This is a genomic window from Gelidibacter algens (genome assembly GCF_001678675.1).
Taxonomy (GTDB): domain Bacteria; phylum Bacteroidota; class Bacteroidia; order Flavobacteriales; family Flavobacteriaceae; genus Gelidibacter; species Gelidibacter algens.
The window spans coordinates 91,717-110,675 of sequence record NZ_LZRN01000001.1; the positions used below are offsets into that span (position 1 = coordinate 91,717).

Sequence of the window (18,959 nt, forward strand, 5' to 3'; positions counted from 1 at the left end):
AATGTAGAGGTCATTGCCTTTTCAAAAAATGATAAAAATCATATTTGATTTTGAGAAGTGGTTAGCTAATATTTTTGAGTTTTTCTAAATCTAGAATTCTGATGTTTCTGCCTTCTATTTCCAGAATACCCTCCTTTTTAAAAGAAGACATCGTTCTGATTAAAGTTTCAGTAGCAATGCCTGCCACACTTGCCAAATCATTTCTGGAGATTCTGATAGGATCTTCTGGTTTTTTATTTAGTTTTTCTGCAAATTTCAGAATGGTCGTGGCTGTTTTTTTATGGACAGAACTGTACGCCATTTGCAGCAGTTGGTCTTTGGTGCCTTTTAAATCTTCAGTCAATAAATGGATCAATTCTAAGGTCACATGATGGTTGGTGTTGAGAATTCCTTTAAGGGTATGACTGGAAACGCCTACCAATTCCGTTTTTTGAATGGCCGTCGCTGTTTCTTGATACGTGGTATTTTCAGTAAAAGACGTGTAGCCAAACAAATCATCTTCTCTGTGTAACGCTGTGGTCAATTCCTTGCCTTGCTCATCCAACTTATGGCATTTCACAAGGCCTTTAATGATCAGGTAAATAGTATTTGAGTGTTGGCCTTCTTCATAAATATACTGTCCTTCATCAACAACACTGTTTTCCCCATTATCATCAAAAAAGTTTTTGAGATCATTCAGGGTCCGCAAATCGTGTTTATTTTCTTCAAGGGTTTCTGCCCTTTCCTGAATGTCCTTTAAGATAGAAACTTTAGCCAACCTACTTTCTATGGCACTGATCAGTTCATCTTCACTAAAAGGTTTGGTAATGTAATCATCAGCGCCCAAGTTCATCCCTCTTCTAACATCTTGCCGTTCTGTTTTTGCCGATAAATAAATAAAGGGGATGTGTTTAGTACTCTCATTTTTTGATAACGCATCCAATACGGCATAACCGTCCATTTCTGGCATCATAATATCACAAACAATTAGTTCTGGAAGATGTTCCATTGCAAGATGCATCCCAATTTTGCCATTGGGTGCGGTCATCACTTGAAAATTTGAAAGTTCCAATAACTCTGCGGTGTTCTCTCTTAAAACGGTATCATCTTCTATTAAAAGTATTCTTTTCATATGATGCTTTGATTTGGTAATGTGATTGTAAAAACGCTACCATTATGCTCTTTACTTGCAAATTCAATGGAGCCTCCTAAATTTTCGAGATGGCTTTTAACAATGTTGAGGCCAATGCCGGTGCCTTGGATGTTTAGTACATTTTCAGCTCTAAAATACCGATTGAAGATGTTTTTTTGTTCAACTTCAGGAATGCCTATCCCACTATCCTTGATTTTAAACACTGTATTTTTATCATTTTGTACAATTTTGATATCAATATTGGTGTGCTCTGGAGAATATTTAATGGCATTATGGACAATGTTGGATAAAGATAGTTCTAAAATCTTTTCATCTTGATGTAGTGACATATCGTCAATGTTTTCAGGATAGTTAATTTTCTGTCCATCTTTTAAGAGCATGTTGGCATTGTAAATGACCTCATTGAGTATTTTACTCAATTTAAAGGTTTTAAATGTGTAGTTGACTTTTCCTGTTTCCAAGCGCTCTACAGATAGGAAATCATTGAGGATGTTGTTGAGATAATGCACTTTGTTGGTAATGGTATTCAAATGCTTATCCCTTTTTTCTTGGTCTTCAGCTAACTTGTATTTTCCCAACAAAACGGTGGAAGTCAAAATGCCGCTCAAGGGCGTTTTAAATTCATGAGATACCAACGATAGGAATTTGGTCTTCAATTCATTAAGTTCTTTTTCTTTTTTAAGTGCGATTTGGGTTTTTTCTTCAGCCTTGATGCGGCGTTTGTTTTCTTTGTCCAACTCAAAATTCACAAGTTTGAGTTCCTCTACAGTATGGTTCAATGTTTTGGTGCGTTCCTCAACCTTTTTCTCTAGTCTGTTGTTGAGGTCTAATATTTCCTGTTCTTGTTTTTTTCGATCACTAATATCAATTATAAGTGCCATGACATAGGTTCTATCATAAATGACAAAAGGGTTCAGTCCTGCTTCTACCGGAAAAACCGAGCCATCTTTTCTTTTTCCATAAATATCACGCCCTTTTCCCATTTGCCGACGCTCATGTTTTTCCATGAAGCCATCAAAATGCGCGCCGTGCTGAGCATGATATTGTTGAGGAATCAAGGTGTTGAGCGATTGGCCTACAAGATCTTCTCGTGTGTAACCAAAAATAGTCTCTGCAGAGGCATTTACCTCCTTAATGGTTTGTGTTTCATCAACAATGATAACGCCTTCAGAAACGGCACCCAATAGCATGTTGAATACCTTTTTTTGGTCTTGTTTGAACATAGATTTTAGACAAAAAATATAAGAAGTAAAAATACAAAAAATTGACCCCAATAAAGGGTAATCCCGTCAGATATCCTGAATTAATAACCAATGGTCGAGTTTTGATAAAAAAATTAGGTGACTTAGTTCATAGAATGATCTGTCTTGGAGCCTATAAAAACTCTCAATCCCTTTGATGAAGGGATAAGGACACGTTTGTAAGGGGTTATAGAGGACAAAAATAATCCTTGATGTCATTTTTAGAACCTAATGCTAAGTATTTCAAGGGATCCAATTATTGCCTCCTTATGATGGATATCATTTTATAACATCATAATTTGAGATACCTTTAAATACAAAACCTAAATGATAGAACCAATAAACGGACGTCTCTCTTATACTTTAGGCGATTAAATTTATCAATCAATTCAAACAAAACAAGATTTTATAAATGAAAGCCAATCTCAATTTAGGTAAATACTACGGCACGGAGGTTCAAATCCATTGGACATTTTTCCTGTTAATTGCATGGATTGTTTTTAGTGAGATTTTAAGTGGTTCATCTACGGATCGTATTTTGTTCAATCTTCAGTTCATTTTAGCGGTTATGATTTGCGTGCTATTGCATGAACTTGGGCATTTATTGGCCGCCAAAAGATTCGGTGTTAAAACCAAAAAAATGGTATTGCTGCCTATTGGCGGTATTTCAACGGTCGATAATACAACCGAATCTCCCAAAGTAGAATTCTTGATCACCCTAGCTGGTCCGCTAGTAAATATTATCATAGCTATTGTCCTGTTTTTTGTAATTCCTGTACGTGACTATATCAGTTTTAATCTTGGTGAATATTTTACAGCCCTAAACGATTTTTCTGTTAGGACCTTTCTTTTCTTTTTGTTTATTGTGAATGTAGCCTTAGCTGTTTTCAACATGATCCCCGCTTTTCCTTTAGATGGCGGCCGAATTTTGAGAGCATTATTGGATGTGAAATTCACGCGTGTAAAAGCCACATTTTTAGCAACAAGGATAAGCAATGTTATAGCGATTGTATTGTTATTGATTGGCTTGCTGTTCAATCCGATATTGGTATTCTTATCATTATTCCTCTTGATTGGAAGTTTTAGTGAAAACAGAATCGTACATCAAATGGGATTGCTCAAAGGACATCAGGTTAGGGAAGCCATGCTAAAAAATATTACGGTTTTTGACCCTGAAGATACTATGGAAGCTATTGTAAAAGTTATTCTTACGGGCTCTGAAACCAACTTTGTTGTAGTGAGTGATAAGAAGATAGTTGGGCTACTGTACCATAAGGATATTATTCAAAACTCACATAAAAGAACGCTCTTGGTTCGCGATTTCATGACGGTCGATTTTAAAACTATAAAAGCCCGAGAAGGACTATCTGTTGCCTATCGTCTTTTGCAAGATGAACCGCACCCTTTTTTACCTGTCACAGAAAATGACGAACTTGTTGGTGCCATTAATTTTGCAAATTTGCATGAGTTTTTATTGATGGAAGACAAATTAAAACACTAAACACGCTCTAATTAATGAGGTTTCCAATATACATAAGTTTACTGTTTTTGATGGGGTCCTGCAAGAGTAAAGAGGACAACAGATACCCTGAATACAAGACGCTTACAGAATCTGTCTATGCTTCAATACTCATTCAGCCCGATAGTTCATATCAAGCTTATGCCAGTGTCGCGGGAATTTTAGAAAGAAATTTTGTTGTAGAAGGTGATTTGGTTCTTAAAAACCAGATACTGCTTCAAATTAATAACAGTGTCCCACAAGTGACCATTGAAAACGCAAAACTGTCCTTGCAACTTGCCCAGCAAAATTATACAGGAGAGGCTGCAGTTTTAAATGGGATTAGAGATGAGATGGCTTCAGCTAATCTGCGATATAAAAATGATTCCATAGTTTATAAGCGTCAAGAAAACCTCTGGAAACAAAAAATCGGTTCCAAAGCCGATTATGATGCCAAAAAATTAAATTATGAAGTATCGCAGAAAAACCTTCAACAATTAAAGAATTCATACGAGCAAACAAAAAATCAATTGCAGACTTCCATAAAACAGGCAAACAATAGTTTAAAGACGTCTATAATTTCTAATAAGGATTTCACCATCCAAAGTAAAATCAATGGAAAAGTTTATGCCCTATACAAAGAACCTGGGGAGATCATTACAACGATGGAGCCCTTGGTTTCAGTTGGGAGTGCTTCGGTTTTTGTGATTGAGATGTTGGTAGATGAAGTTGATATCGTCAAAATAGCCTTAAATCAATCGGTGGTCATTACGCTTGATGCTTACAAAGGAATGGTGTTTAATGGAAAGGTTTCTAAAATCTACCCGCAAAAAGATGAACGCAACCAAACGTTTAAAGTAGAAGCACGATTTGAGAAGCAGCCCGAGGTGTTATATCCTGGGCTTTCTGGCGAAGCGAATATCATTATTTCCAAAAAAGAAAATGTCCTGACCATCCCTAAATATTATTTGATAGATGGCACCAAAGTAGAAACAGATCAGGGCATTGTCACCATAAAAACAGGCGTGGAAAATATGGAGTTTATTGAAATTATAGAAGGTATTACGGATAGCACCTTGCTGCACAAACCAAAATACTGATGAACTGGAAGGTCATTCTCAATATTGCCAAGACCCATTTGATTACAAAAATCAAACAAACGGCTATCGCAGCCTTGGGCGTGACGTTTGGTATAGGATCTTACATTACGTTGGTGTCTTTTATGACCGGGTTGAATACGATGCTGGATGACTTAATGCTGAATCAAACACCTCACATCCATATTTACAATGAAATTAAGCCCTCTAAAAATCAACCCCTCACGCTCTATGATGAACTCAGCAACAGTTTCCATGTGGTCCATTCCATTAAGCCCAAATTAAATCAAAAAAAGATCCATAATGCACTCCCAATCATTCAATATTTAGAAGAGGATGATCAGGTAAGAGGCGCACTGCCTCAAATAAAAACATCCATCTTTTATATTGCAGGATCTATAGAAATTGGTGGGACACTAACAGGAATCAACGTTATTGATGAGGCTAATTTATTCAATTTAAGAGATTACATCGTACAAGGGACTCCTGAAGCTTTGGACATTACTGACAATGGTATTTTACTGGGTATAGGGCTTGCGGAAAAGATGTCGCTTGCCGTGGGAGACCGTGTTCAGGTGAGCACTAGTAAAGGTGATGTTTTTCCGTTAAAAATAGTCGGGTTTTATCAAAGCGGGGTGGCAGATATTGATGCTGTCCAAAGTTTTGCCAATCTTAAAACAGTGCAGCGCATTTTGGGTGAAGCTGAAAATTACATTACAGATATTAACGTCAAATTGAAGGATATAGAAATGGCATTGCCCATGTCAAAAAAAATAGAGAACCAATTTGATTTAACGGCTGTAGACATAAAAACTGCCAATGCACAATTTGAAACAGGTACAACGGTCAGAAATTTGATCACCTATGCCGTTTCAATTACCTTACTTATTGTTGCCGGTTTTGGCATTTACAACATTCTGAATATGCTTATTTATGAAAAGATGAATGACATTGCCATTTTGAAAGCGACGGGATTTTCTGGGAAAGATGTCCAATATATTTTTATGAGTCAAGCCATGATTATCGGATTTGTGGGCGGTATTTTAGGCCTGTTGGTTGGCTATGTTTTGGCAAAATTTATAGGCACCATTCCCTTTGAAACGGCTGCCTTACCCAGAGTTAAAACATACCCAGTAAATCTCAATCCTATGTTTTTTTTGTTCGGGTTTATATTTGCTATGGTATCCACGTTCTTGTCGGGCTATCTTCCTTCTAAAAAAGCAAAAAGAATAGATCCAGTAACCATTATTAGAGGACAATGATGACCCCAATATTAGAAGCGAGACATATTGATAAATATTTCAAGAAACCTGTGAAATTTCAGGTGCTGAAAGATATTAGTTTTGGAATTAACGCGGGCGAATTTGTGTCCATTATGGGCAAATCTGGATGTGGAAAATCGACGCTGCTCTATATTTTATCAACCATGGATACGGCTTATGAAGGAGAACTCTATTTGAACAACGAGCTTATTACGGGGCAAAACCCAGATAAATTATCATATATACGAAATAAGCATATTGGGTTTGTATTTCAATTTCATTATTTGCTATCAGATTTTTCAGTATTGGAAAATGTGATGTTACCAGCTAAAAAATTGGCAGAAAAATCACCTCAGGAAATTGAATACGATGCTATAGGAAAACTTCAGATACTCAATATCCCACATTTGGCAAAAAAAAAGGCTTCGCAAATTTCAGGTGGGGAAAAGCAACGAGTAGCTATTGCAAGGGCACTGATTAATAGTCCTTCTATAATTATGGGCGATGAACCTACAGGAAATTTGGACAGTCATAATTCTGATAATGTATTCAATATTTTTAAACAGTTAAGTGAAGAGCAGGGCTTATCATTATTAATTGTAACCCACGACGAAGATTTTGCCAACCGCACCCATAGGATTGTCACCATGGAAGACGGAAGAATAATAAGCGTTTAAAGATTTTATCGACGTATGGCAATATCTCATTATTAATCTTTAATGAAAATAGTATGGAACAAATTAAAATGTGGTTCGATGAAAATCCCATAGTGTATAGCATCTTCAAATACCTATTGATTGTTGCAGCTGTATTGATAGCTGTTCAGTTTTTAAGAAAGGCACTAAAGCGAAATATACCAAACACTGCCATAAGATATAAGTCGCAGAAGGGTATAGAAATCTTGGGATATTTTGTCATCATAATTCTGTCAATCTCCTATTTTACTGGTAATATCAAAGATTTTACGGTCGCCATAGGATTGTTTTCAGCAGGACTTGCGTTTACCTTGCAAGAGCTGATTTTGAGTATTGTGGGTTCTTTGTACATTTTTATTGTGAAAGTTTATACCCCAGGAGATCGGATAGAAATTAATGGCATTAAAGGCGATGTGATTGATGTGGACAGCATTTATACTACCATGATGGAAATTGGCCAATGGGTAGATAGTGATAATTATAGCGGACGTATTGTAAAATTGAGCAATGCCTTTGTATTTAAAGGTCCTATTTATAATTATTCGCAGGATTTTCCATTTATTTGGGATCAATTTGATTTGCCAATTCGCTATGGCTCTGATATGGAACTCGCAAAATCAATCATCGTAAAAATTGCATCCGAAACGCTTTCAGAGTACACCAAAGCCTCAAAGATGCAATGGGAAGATATTGTTAAAAAGTATTATATTGAAGATGCCCAGGTAGAGCCAACGCTTGCCATAGCATTGACAGATAATTGGGCACAATTTAACCTCAGATATATTGTAGATTACAAAAGGCGGCGTTCTATAAAGCATTTATTGAATTATTCTATTTTCAAAGCAATTGAACAAACTAATGGTAAGGTCGTGTTGGCGTCTTCGACGTTAGAAATTATAAAAATTCCGCAATTGAAAGTAGATGTAAACAAAGAGTGAGTTGAAATCTTTATTATAGCTGACATGATATTTATCATTTCAATTTCCATTTATTGCAGTTATTTTTATTAAAAATCACACCTTATGAAAACAAATATGGGAAAATCCGATCGAATGATCAGATTGTTAATCGCTGCAGTTATTGTGATACTTTATATCGCCAACATCATCTCGGGAACTTTAGGGATCATTCTTTTGGTAGTTGCAGGCATTTTTATCTTGACCAGTGTGGTCAGTTTTTGTCCTTTATATGCGTTGCTTGGGATGAACACCTGCAAGACCAGTCAAAAGTGGAATGATTAAGCGGGTAGTGCATACATCAAACCTTTAATGACATGAAAAACACTATAAAATCATAACGCCATGTTTATAAATTTAGAGGATAAAAATATCAAGTTCATTTTAGAGAATAATTACATTGGGCATCTGGGTTATATCTATCATAACAAACCCTATGTTGTGCCAATTACCTATTATTTTGACAAAGAGGATAACAGTATTATTTGCTACTCCGGTGCAGGTCATAAAATGAATGCCATGAGAAAAAATAGCGCTGTATCGCTACAAGTAGAAGAAGTTGAATCGGTTAGCAACTGGAAGTCAGTATTGGTACACGGCACTTTTGAAGAATATTCTGGAAGCGATGCCAAAGCCTATCTTCATAAGTTTTCATTGGGAGTAAAAAATGTGATTCTTGAAAAAAAACACATTAAACTTGACTTTATCAGTGAGTTTTCTAGCAAGATCTATAATGATAACATTCCAGATGTGTTTGTTATCAAGATCGAGGAATTTAGTGGGAAAATGAGACAAAATAAATTTGAAAAATAGAGCACATGAAATATATATACATAGGCATACTGATGCTGTTATTTTTAAGTTGTAAGGATGATGGACGCCAAGAACAAACTCCTGAAACTGAAGAAACAGAAAATGTTGTAACACCTACCGAAGATACGCTTAAACCGGGGGACAGAGATGTCGATGCGTTAAACAAGTCAATTTCCATTGAAGTCAAACAAAAGGAATTGATTGAAAAAAAGGACCAGCGGTCTGAGTTTCAAAAATTGATCCTCGATAAAAAATATGTTATTGACCAGAAGGATTACACGATCAATTTTAAGTATCCCTTGCTTGACGAATCCCTTCATGCTTCAAACCGAAATTTCAACGAATTTATCACTAACTATTATGTTAATATCAAAAAAACACTTTCTGATATACAAGCCAGCAAAATGCTGTGTGACAGTATTGAAACCATAAAATTTAGAGAAGAACGGTTTATAGATTACAAAATCTACATTGTTAATGATCAACTATTAAGTGTCCTCTTTTATAAAGAAAGCTTTTATTCAGGTGCCATGCATCCCAGCTATTCTTTTGACTGCTTTAATTTTGATTTAATCAACGGTGTGTTCATGACGTATGAAGACTTTTTTAATCAAGGCTCTGAAGATGAATTATTGAATATTATAAATGAAAAAATACTGAAAAAAATTCAAAATTCAGACATGTATTATGATTGTTGGGCATTATCTCCTTCTGATTTTTTTGAAAGCAAAAACAACTTCGTTCTTAATGATACCTATATAGAGTTTTATTTTGATGACTGTGTTATGTGTCCATCTTATACAGGGTCTTATTCCATTCAGCTTCCGCTCGTAGATTTGCTGTCGGTTTTGAAAAAGTCCAATTCAAATCCTTTGGTTTTTTAATAAAAAATCGAAGAATTAGTGAATAAAAAAGATGCGTTTTCTGTGCTTAAGTGCTTCTCCATAAATGATTAATATCATTTTAGTATTCCAAAGCGAGTGTTACTTTTAACGTACTAATTCAAAATATAGCATCATGAAAAAACTAATTAAAAATGGCGTTATCGTGTTGATTATGATACTCTCGAGCACGTCTTTTTCGCAAAACAAATGGTCTGTAGAATTTAGACCAGACATCAATTTCCCGACCGAAGATTTTGGCGATTCCAAGATAGAAACCGGTTACGGTTTTGAATTGACCGGTGCTTACCGTTTTATGGAACATCTATCGGCCTACGCGGGATGGAGCTATAATACGTTTGGTATCAAAGACTCTGATTTGGACTTTGATGAAACCGGCTATACCTTCGGATTACAGTTTATACATCCTTTAGGTACTTCGGAAACGCTTTCTTATCTCTTGCGAGCAGGTGCTACTTATAACCATATCGAACTTGAAAACACAGATGGCGATATTACTTCCGACTCGGGTCACGGGTTGGGTTACCAAATTGAGGCAGGCTTGAATTATGACTTGGGCACCAATTGGGATTTACGTCCAACCATTAGATACAGAGCCTTATCGAGAGACCTTGATATTGATAACACCACCCTCAATGTTGACCTCAATTATTTGTCCTTCGGACTTGGGATTGCAAAAACATTTTAATCACAACTTCATGCGTATCGCTTTTGCATTATTAATTATAGTCCATGGCCTCATTCATGTTTTGGGCTTTATCAAAGCATTTAAAATTGCAGATGTCAACCAATTGAGCCAAAGTAGTTCCAAATCAATGGGAATGCTTTGGCTCTTTGTTGCGATTTTATTCTTAACATCGGCAGTACTCTATCTATTAAAGAAAGATTGGTGGTTCTATATTGCAATTGCAGCTATTGCGGTCTCACAAATCCTAATCATTATCTATTGGAAAGATGCCAAATTTGGTTCCATTGCCAATGTTATCATTTTGATAGCGGCTATTATTGGTTTTGCCTCCGTCCAATTTGAAACGAGCTATAAAAAGGATGTCGCATCCGCAATGGAAAAAAATCCAGAGACCAATGACGTTGTTACGGAAAAAGACCTAGAATACTTGCCGCCAATAGTTCAGAATTATTTACACTATGTTGGTGTCGTTGGCAAACCCAAAGTAAAAAATGTCAAAGTCGTATTTGAGGGCGAAATGAGGGATAAGGGAAAAGACTGGTTTAAATTCACTTCAGAACAATACAACTTTTTCGAATTCCCCGCCCGACTCTTTTTTATGAAGGCCAAAGTTAAAGGATTGCCAACGCATGGCTATCATGCCTATAAAAACGAAGAAGCGCGTATGCAGATCAAAGTGCTTTCACTTTTTCCAGTGGTTCAGATCGATACACCTGAACTCTTTCCAGCGGAAACCGTTACTTTTTTTAACGATCTGTGCCTGTTTGCACCTGCAGCCTTAATCGATGACCGCATCGTATGGGAACCCATTGACGAGCGTTCCGTAAAGGCGACTTTTACTAACAAGGGCACGAGCATTTCGGCCATTTTACATTTTAACGAAAAAGGACAGCTGGTCAACTTTGTATCCAACGACCGAATAGCCATTGACCAAATGAAAGCCTTTCCGTTTTCTACACCAGCGAGTCATTATAAAAATATCGGAGGCTATAATTTGCCAACCTATGGAGAAGCCGTATGGCATTATCCTGATGGCGAGTTTGTTTATGGGAAGTTCAATTTGAAAAGTATTGCGTATAATGTAAATACACAGTAAAAACCAGAAGTGAAGACACCTTAAAAAAGTGTTAAGATGAAACTCAATAAAAAATGGCATCAAGCACATAAAATGCTAAAAAACATTACAATTGAAGAGCGCATCGAATGGCATACTGAATATCTAAAAAATTGCCAGTGTAGGACAGATGTGCCCGAAAAGATAAAAGTGGCGATGGATAAAAGGAAAATAAAACCATGATATCCATTAAAAGATTAGCATATAGGAGGCGTCATCATGAAAACTATCACTAAAATTTTCCGCATGGTCATAAGCGTTATCTTGGGATTCATAAGTATTCTTCTGGTTGTTTTGATCCTATACAGTCCAGGGAAATCAGAACCATTTTTAGATTCTGATGGAACTAAATTAGCTGGTAGCATTTCAGAGAAAACCTTTGTAACCATTGGAGGTGTTCGTCAGGGAATGTTTATAAAGAGTAAAAACAAAAATAATCCAGTCTTGCTTTTCCTTCATGGTGGTATTCCCATGTACTATCTGACAAAAAAATATCCAACTGGACTCGAAGACTATTTCACCATTGTATGGTGGGAACAGCTAGGTTCAGGACTTTCATATAACAGCAATATTCCACCAGAAACAATGACTTCTGAACAGATGATAAGTGATGCTGTAGAGCTAACAAATTACCTACGCCAGCGTTTTGGTCAGGAAAAAATATATCTGATGGCTCATTCAGGCGGCACTTTTTTCGGGATACAGACTGCCGCTCAACACCCTGAATTGTTCCATGCCTATATTGGTGTCAGTCAAATATCTAACCAGCTCAACTCTGAAAGATTGGCGTATGACTATATGTTGAAACGGTATAAAGAGACCGATAACAGAAAGATGGTCCGAAAACTTGAGAACGCATCTATTAGTGATGGCATTTCTGATTCTTATCTTCAAATCCGCGACAAGGGCATGCACGAACTGGGTGTTGGCACAACTCGGGATATGAAATCGGTATTCACCGGAATTTTCATACCGTCCTTAACATGTAAAGAATATACTGTAAAGGAAAAGTTTAATATGTGGCGAGGTAAATCGCAATCTGGTGTTAGTTCAATGTGGGATGAAATACTCACAACAGATTTGAAGGATAAAGTGACAAACCTTGATATTCCTGTCTATTTTTTTTCTGGGGTTTACGATTACACCACATCCTACACCTTATCCAAAGCATATTTTGAAAGGCTAAATGCACCTATAAAGGGATTTTATTCGTTTGAAAAATCAGCCCACAGTCCGATTTTTGAAGAACCATTGCGTTTAAGAGAAATTATTGAAAACGATGTATTGAATGGAAAAACAGGTTTATCTGATACTGTTTTAGAAGACTTCTGAAGAAATTATTAAGAGTCATGAAACATCCGAATCTATTGATTATAAAAATCGTCCACACCATTATTTGGCTGTTCTTTAATGTGGTTATTTTCTATCTTTTATATGCAGCAATAGTAAATAAAATTGATATTTGGGTTTGGATTTGCATCGGATTGGTGGTATTTGAAGTATTGGTTTTGTTGGCATTCAAGATGTTTTGTCCTTTGACGGTTATGGCAAGAAAATATTCGGATTCTACAAAAGACAATTTTGATAATTTTTTGCCGAACTGGTTAGTGAAACATAATAAGCTGATTTACACCAGTATTTTTGGTGTCGCTATCGTAATTTTACTATTCCGATTGCTTTCAAATTAGAGTTCAATTTCTTCTTTTGCTGCTATTTTTCCTTTTATTTCTACGTTATAAAATAGCCTCTGGCTAGGAAGTTCCGTTTCCAAGGTGTCCCTATTTTGGTTAAACGTAGCTGCCCTAAGTGAATATTATGATTGGTATCATTTTATAACCCATAAATAATGTTTATTTATGCAATAAAAATAGTCATATGAATGTTGGTTTGGTATTATCAGGAGGAGGGATGCGAGGTGCTGCCCATATTGGCGTGATCAAAGCGCTAGAAGAACATCAAATTTATCCTACGCATATTGCAGCGTCAAGTGCAGGCGCCATCGTGGGGTCTCTTTATGCTTATGGCTATAGCTGGGAGGAGATCTTAAGGTTTTTTAAGGATATTCAATTCTTGGATATTAAAAAATATGCCATCAATAAACCCGGATTTATTGATGCAGAAAAATTTTACGACGACTTTAAGGCCTATTTAATGGAGGATGATTTTTCGGTGCTCAAAAAGAAACTATTCATCACAGCCACCAACATTTTGAATGGCAAGCTAAAAATATTTGAAAAAGGAGAGCTGATCAAACCGGTTTTGGCATCTGCTGCTTTTCCTGGCCTGTTTGCTCCCGTAAAAATTAAAAGTTCCTACTATATTGATGGGGGAGCGCTCAACAACTTTCCTCTGGAGGCCATAAAACAAAAATGTGATGCGATTATTGGCGTATATGTGGATGGCTTTGATGTGCTAAAGATGAAGGATCTAAAACATTCCCACAATGTGATAGAAAGGGTGTTTAAGCTTAAGGCCGTTGCCGACAATCAGCATAAATTTGAAGAATGTGATGTCATGATCTATCCTGCTGAATTGAACAAATTTGGAACTTTTGATAAAAAAAACATCGATGAGATTTTCAATATAGGATACACTGCTGCAAAACATGCGCTTTCAAATTATGATCTGGAAAATTTTAGGACATCTTCCAAATCTTCTCAGTAACACCAGATCTTATTTTGTAGAATGCTCAGAAAAGTATATCTTTTTTTTTTATTTCAATTATGAAAGGAATAACCAGCTATTGCTAACCTATTTTCAAGAACAATCATAAACCTACATCCAAATATTATTTATTGAACGCAAGATTCTCGCTAATTTGAATACTTTTAGTATCTCAAGATAGTGGCGTGTTTAGAATTTAAAATCATGAAAAAGGCCTTAACATTTAAAGAACTCAAGTATCTGCCTTTAGGTGCTAAGACCACAATTTTTATTATAGATTTGAGGTTTTGAACCGATTTAATGAATGACGCTAGGTAGTGAAAAACAAAATACCCCAACCATAATTTAGATAGGGCCAAGAATCAATTTAACCTGTTACAGAGTTTCAATGACAAATTGGGTGTGTCATTGGCCGAATTCAAAATTTAACACAACCTATATAATAAAAACATACGCTTGCGCTAACAAAAACTATAATCATTATGACCCTTAACAAAAACCTATCTTTATGAGTAAGACATCCAAAAACAATTTCGTCCCAATTGCAATCATTGGAGGGCTCTTCGCTATTTTTGGTTTTGTCACATGGATCAATGGCGCGTTGATTCCCTTCATGAAAACCATCAATGAACTTACGCAAGCCCAATCTTATCTTGTAGCTACAGCATCATACATATCTTTTGTAGTTATGGCATTGCCTGCGTCATACCTCATAACTAAAATTGGTTATAAAAACGGGATCTCATTAGGATTGGCTATTATGGCAATCGGTGCTTTGGTGTTTATTCCTGCAGCTGATGCCCGTACTTACTGGCTATTTCTAGTGGCCATTTTTATTCAAGGTATCGGCATGACCATCTGTCAAACCGCTGCCAACCCTTACATTACCATATTAGGTCCCATTGAAAGTGGTGCCAAACGCATGGCGATGATGGGCATTGCCAATAAAGTGGCCGGTGCACTCGGATCAATCATTTTTGGCGCTTTGTTATTATCGGGTATTGATGAAGTCAATGAAAAATTGGGAACTGTTTCTGTTGAAGAGAAAACGGTGCTTTTAGATACGATGGCAGACAGCGTGCATACCCCTTATATTGTTATGGCTATAACCTTATTTATATTTGCTTTTTTTATTAGAAAAGCACCTTTGCCTCATGTTGAAGCAACAGAGGATGAGCAAATAGCAGGAGGAGTAACAACCAAGAAAACCATATTTCAATTTCCACATTTATGGTTGGGAGTCTTGGCACTGTTTGTTTATGTTGGCGCTGAGGTGATTGCTGGAGACACGATTATTGCTTACGGGATATCTTTGGGAATTCCTGCTACTGATGCAAAATTCTTTACAACCTATACGCTAATGGCTATGGTGGTAACTTATGCTTTGGGCGTGTTCCTGATTCCTAAATATGTCAAACAAAAAACAGCACTTGTAGCGAGTGCCGTCTTAGGCATTGTGTTCAGTATTCTTATTTTATCGACTTCTGGGTTTACATCGGTATTATTTGTTGCCGCCTTGGGAATTGCAAATGCTTTAGTTTGGCCGGCAATTTGGCCATTAACCTTAGATGGACTAGGAAAACACACTAAAACGGCCTCGGCATTATTGATTATGGCCATCTCTGGTGGTGCCATTATTCCGCCTTTATACGGGCGTTTGGTAGATGCCAATAAACATGAACTTATAACCAATGGAATTAATGAAGCTGATGCTTTGGCAGCCTCATCAACCAGTAGTTACTGGATTTTGATTCCGTGTTACCTGCTCATTTTGTTTTTTGCGCTCTGGGGCCATAAAATCAAAAGTTGGAAAAAATAGAAATGCCGTATGAGTTCAATTTTTGGAGTTAAAAGAAGTGCACGATTTTGAAAGTTATGGAGAACAAAGTCTATAAATGGGGAATGATTGGCTGTGGCAGCGTGACCGAGCTAAAAAGTGCGCCTGCTTATCAAAAAACGGAAGGCTTTGAGCTTTATGCTGTGATGGGAAGAGATATCACTAAAGCAAAGGATTATGCCAAAAGACATCACGTGCCTCACTTTTATGATGATGCTGAGGCACTCATCAATCACCCAGAAATTGACGCCATTTATATTGCCACGCCACCCGATTCGCATGAATATTATGCCTTAAAAGTAGCAGAAGCGGGTAAAATATGTTGCATTGAAAAACCAATGGCACCAAGCTATGAGGCCTGTGTAAGAATCAACGCAGCTTTTGAGGATAGAAAATTACCCTTGTTTGTAGCCTATTACAGAAGATCGTTACCAAGGTTTTTACAAATTAAAGAATGGATCGATCAACATAAAATAGGAAGCATAAGACACATTCATTGGCACTTTAGCAAACCGGCCAACGCCATGGATAAATCAAGATCATACAATTGGCGCACAGATGCCACTATTGCACCTGGCGGCTATTTTGATGATTTGGCTTCCCACGGATTGGACTTAATTGTGTTCTTATTGGGTAGCATAAAAAGCGCAGAAGGAATGGCGGAAAATAAACTGGGTCTTTACACCGCTAAAGATAACATCACAGGCCATTGGAAACATAGCTCGGGAGTTACGGGTTTTGGCACTTGGGATTTTGGTGCAGACAAACGTGAGGATGTCGTTAAAATTTATGGTAATGAAGGCAATATTACCTTCTCTGTATTTGGAGAGGATCCTATCATTTTGGAACGTGATGATGAAACAAAACGTCTAAACATCGCACATCCGGAACACGTGCAATGGCATCATGTTCAAAATATGAAAGCAAATTTGCTGGAAAATGCGATGCATCCATCAACCGGAGAAACGGCAGCCCACACCGCTTGGGTAATGGAACGCATCTTGAAAAATAAAATTGAAGTCATTAATAATTAAATACATAGGCATGTTAAAAAGCACAATTGATAAAGCGACTGGTTTTGAAAAAAGGTTTGAAAGCATTGATACATTAATGTTTGAAGATTCTCAAGCAGCTTCGAAGGCTGTCGCTAAAGAAATAGCGAAACTTATTAAGGTGAAACAATCACAAAAACAACCTTGTGTGCTAGGATTGGCAACAGGTTCTTCACCAAAAGGGCTGTATGCTGAGTTGGTGCGATTGCACAAAGAAGAAGGTTTGAGCTTTAAAAATGTGGTGACGTTTAATTTGGATGAATACTATCCAATGCAGCCCGACGCTGTTAACAGTTATGTGCGCTTTATGAAGAAGTTGCTATTTGACCAAATAGACATTCTTCCAGAAAACTGTTACATCCCTGACGGAACATTGCCTAAAGAAGACATTGCTGATTATTGTAGCCGCTACGAATCGAGAATTGAAGCCGTTGGAGGTATCGACCTACAAGTTTTGGGTATAGGTGGTAATGGACATATTGGTTTTAACGAATCTGGATCCCTTCAAAACTCTAAAACCCGTTTGGTGGCTTTAGACCATATTACAAGAGTTGCTGCCAGTAAAGATTTTGCGGGCCTATCAAATACCCCAAGAACGGCTATTACCTTAGGCGTCAAAAAAATCATGGAAGCCAAACGCGTTATTTTGTTGGCATGGGGTGAAGGTAAATCCAACATCATCAAAACATCAGTAGAAGGGCAGATAACCAATCAGGTGCCGGCATCTTTCTTACAAGAACATAACAATGCAACTTTTGTGCTCGATAAAGAAGCGGCATCTAAGTTATCACGTATCAATACGCCTTGGCTGGTTGAAAAGGTAGCGTGGACCGATAAGCTTATCAGAAAAGCGGTAACAGGTTTGGCCCTGCATCTCAAAAAACCAATTCTAATGCTCACCGATGCAGATTATATTGAGAATGGAATGAGTGATTTGTTGGCCGATTTTGGACAGGGTTACGATATCAACATTAAAATTTTTAACGATTTACAGCATACCATTACTGGTTGGCCAGGAGGCAAACCAAATGCTGAAGATACCAAAAGACCAGAACGTGCCGAGCCTGCCAAAAAACGTGTCTTGATCTTCAGTCCGCATCCAGATGATGATATTATCAGTATGGGGGGTACTTTTAGAAGACTTCACGAACAGGGTCATGAAGTGCATGTGGCTTACCAAACTTCAGGAAATATTGCCGTAGCAGATGAAGAGGCCTTAAGATTTGCAAGCTTTGTGTGCGACTACAATGATAAATTTGGTATTCAGAATGAGGAAACCGAAAAGATCCAAAAGAAAATGGTAAAGTCTCTCAAGGATAAAAAACCAAGTGAAATGGATATTCCAGAATCACGATATATCAAAGGATTGATTAGAAAGGGTGAAGCTCGGGCGACCAGTCATTTTATCGGATTGACAGATAAGCAAATTCACTTTATGGAACTGCCATTTTATGAAACTGGGACTATCGACAAAAATCCTTTGGGCGAAGAGGATATTCAGTTGACGGTAGATTTGATTGAAAGCATCAAACCCCATCAAATATATGCTGCTGGAGATTTAGCTGATCCTCACGGCACGCACAAAGTATGTTTGGATGCTGTTTTTGAATCTGTCAGGAGGTTAAAGTCAAAACCATTTATGAAAGATTGCTGGGTGTGGCTTTATAGAGGCGCATGGCAAGAGTGGGGTGTTGACGAAATTGAAATGGCAGTGCCAATGAGTCCTGATCAGGTATTGGAAAAACGTAACGGAATCTTTAAGCACCAATCGCAAAAAGATGGTGTGGTATTCCAAGGTTCAGATTCTAGAGAGTTTTGGCAACGTGCTGAAGATCGAAACAAAGAAACTGCTGAACTCTATGATCAACTGGGCTTGTCACATTATGCCGCAATGGAGGCCTTTGTAAGATGGCATTTTTAATTATAAGAAAATAGTTATGATGGAAGTAACCATGAAAACCTTGTCCTGAATGAGAGGCTATTCTATGTCTACGGTTTCCAGGGACCT

At 37.1% G+C, this 18,959-nt stretch carries 19 protein-coding genes; 16 read left to right on the top strand and 3 right to left on the bottom strand.

The features are described 5' to 3' along the window. Window positions 1-61: 61 nt before the first annotated feature. Complete coding sequence (locus A9996_RS00450) at window positions 62-1,111, bottom strand: response regulator (protein ID WP_066429649.1); 1,050 nt, start codon at window positions 1,109-1,111, stop codon at window positions 62-64. After that, the gene (locus tag A9996_RS00455) at window positions 1,108-2,355 is read right to left on the bottom strand and encodes a PAS domain-containing sensor histidine kinase (protein WP_066429652.1); all 1,248 of its coding nucleotides are present in this window, start codon (window positions 2,353-2,355) and stop codon (window positions 1,108-1,110) included. Before A9996_RS00455 ends, A9996_RS00450 begins: the two co-directional genes overlap by 4 nt. A gap of 430 nt (window positions 2,356-2,785) precedes the next feature. Between A9996_RS00455 and A9996_RS00460 the strand changes: the two genes are divergently transcribed. From A9996_RS00460 to A9996_RS00510, 12 genes are all read left to right on the top strand, one after another. After that, the gene (locus A9996_RS00460) at window positions 2,786-3,874 is read left to right on the top strand and encodes a M50 family metallopeptidase (protein WP_066429654.1); all 1,089 of its coding nucleotides are present in this window, start codon (window positions 2,786-2,788) and stop codon (window positions 3,872-3,874) included. A gap of 14 nt (window positions 3,875-3,888) precedes the next feature. Continuing rightward, a complete protein-coding gene (locus A9996_RS00465; protein WP_066429657.1) occupies window positions 3,889-4,971 on the top strand; it encodes an efflux RND transporter periplasmic adaptor subunit in 1,083 nt (360 codons plus the stop codon). Then, complete coding sequence (locus A9996_RS00470; protein ID WP_066429661.1) at window positions 4,968-6,230, top strand: ABC transporter permease; 1,263 nt, start codon at window positions 4,968-4,970, stop codon at window positions 6,228-6,230. Before A9996_RS00465 ends, A9996_RS00470 begins: the two co-directional genes overlap by 4 nt. Continuing rightward, window positions 6,230-6,907: an ABC transporter ATP-binding protein gene (locus A9996_RS00475; protein ID WP_066429663.1), complete on the top strand. Its 678-nt coding sequence runs from the start codon at window positions 6,230-6,232 to the stop codon at window positions 6,905-6,907. The genes A9996_RS00470 and A9996_RS00475 overlap by 1 nt, the downstream gene beginning before the upstream one ends. 53 nt (window positions 6,908-6,960) lie before the next feature. Then, window positions 6,961-7,863, top strand: coding sequence for a mechanosensitive ion channel family protein (locus A9996_RS00480; protein ID WP_066429665.1), 903 nt, complete (start codon window positions 6,961-6,963; stop codon window positions 7,861-7,863). Between the two features lie 84 nt (window positions 7,864-7,947). Continuing rightward, window positions 7,948-8,166: a YgaP family membrane protein gene (locus A9996_RS00485; protein WP_066429666.1), complete on the top strand. Its 219-nt coding sequence runs from the start codon at window positions 7,948-7,950 to the stop codon at window positions 8,164-8,166. A 60-nt stretch (window positions 8,167-8,226) separates the two neighbouring features. Beyond that, on the top strand, window positions 8,227-8,694 hold the full coding sequence (locus A9996_RS00490; protein WP_066429668.1) for a pyridoxamine 5'-phosphate oxidase family protein: 468 nt from the start codon (window positions 8,227-8,229) through the stop codon (window positions 8,692-8,694). Between the two features lie 5 nt (window positions 8,695-8,699). Further along, window positions 8,700-9,578 carry a DUF3298 and DUF4163 domain-containing protein gene (locus A9996_RS00495; RefSeq protein WP_066429670.1) on the top strand — a complete coding sequence of 293 codons (879 nt, stop codon included), beginning with the start codon at window positions 8,700-8,702 and terminating at the stop codon, window positions 9,576-9,578. A 133-nt stretch (window positions 9,579-9,711) separates the two neighbouring features. Further along, window positions 9,712-10,284: an outer membrane beta-barrel protein gene (locus A9996_RS00500; RefSeq protein ID WP_066429671.1), complete on the top strand. Its 573-nt coding sequence runs from the start codon at window positions 9,712-9,714 to the stop codon at window positions 10,282-10,284. A 10-nt stretch (window positions 10,285-10,294) separates the two neighbouring features. Further along, window positions 10,295-11,380, top strand: coding sequence for a DUF6544 family protein (locus A9996_RS00505; RefSeq protein ID WP_083993807.1), 1,086 nt, complete (start codon window positions 10,295-10,297; stop codon window positions 11,378-11,380). A 36-nt stretch (window positions 11,381-11,416) separates the two neighbouring features. Further along, window positions 11,417-11,581 carry a hypothetical protein gene (locus tag A9996_RS20050; RefSeq protein ID WP_169817223.1) on the top strand — a complete coding sequence of 55 codons (165 nt, stop codon included), beginning with the start codon at window positions 11,417-11,419 and terminating at the stop codon, window positions 11,579-11,581. 63 nt (window positions 11,582-11,644) lie between these two features. Continuing rightward, on the top strand, window positions 11,645-12,730 hold the full coding sequence (locus tag A9996_RS00510; protein ID WP_211272617.1) for an alpha/beta hydrolase: 1,086 nt from the start codon (window positions 11,645-11,647) through the stop codon (window positions 12,728-12,730). Between the two features lie 91 nt (window positions 12,731-12,821). Here the strand turns inward: A9996_RS00510 and A9996_RS19800 are convergent, their stop codons facing one another. After that, window positions 12,822-12,977 carry a hypothetical protein gene (locus A9996_RS19800; protein ID WP_157487172.1) on the bottom strand — a complete coding sequence of 52 codons (156 nt, stop codon included), beginning with the start codon at window positions 12,975-12,977 and terminating at the stop codon, window positions 12,822-12,824. Window positions 12,978-13,273: 296 nt separating this feature from the next. Here A9996_RS19800 and A9996_RS00520 point away from each other — a divergent pair, with 296 nt between their 5' ends. From A9996_RS00520 to nagB, 4 genes are all read left to right on the top strand, one after another. Next, window positions 13,274-14,062, top strand: a complete 789-nt coding sequence (locus tag A9996_RS00520) for a patatin-like phospholipase family protein (protein WP_066429676.1) — start codon at window positions 13,274-13,276, stop codon at window positions 14,060-14,062. A 508-nt stretch (window positions 14,063-14,570) separates the two neighbouring features. Continuing rightward, window positions 14,571-15,881, top strand: coding sequence for a sugar MFS transporter (locus A9996_RS00525; RefSeq protein WP_066429678.1), 1,311 nt, complete (start codon window positions 14,571-14,573; stop codon window positions 15,879-15,881). A gap of 56 nt (window positions 15,882-15,937) precedes the next feature. Next, window positions 15,938-16,933 carry a Gfo/Idh/MocA family protein gene (locus tag A9996_RS00530; protein WP_066429681.1) on the top strand — a complete coding sequence of 332 codons (996 nt, stop codon included), beginning with the start codon at window positions 15,938-15,940 and terminating at the stop codon, window positions 16,931-16,933. Between the two features lie 10 nt (window positions 16,934-16,943). Beyond that, window positions 16,944-18,872, top strand: a complete 1,929-nt coding sequence (gene nagB / locus A9996_RS00535) for a glucosamine-6-phosphate deaminase (protein WP_066429684.1) — start codon at window positions 16,944-16,946, stop codon at window positions 18,870-18,872. The last annotated feature ends 87 nt before the right edge of the window (window positions 18,873-18,959 follow it).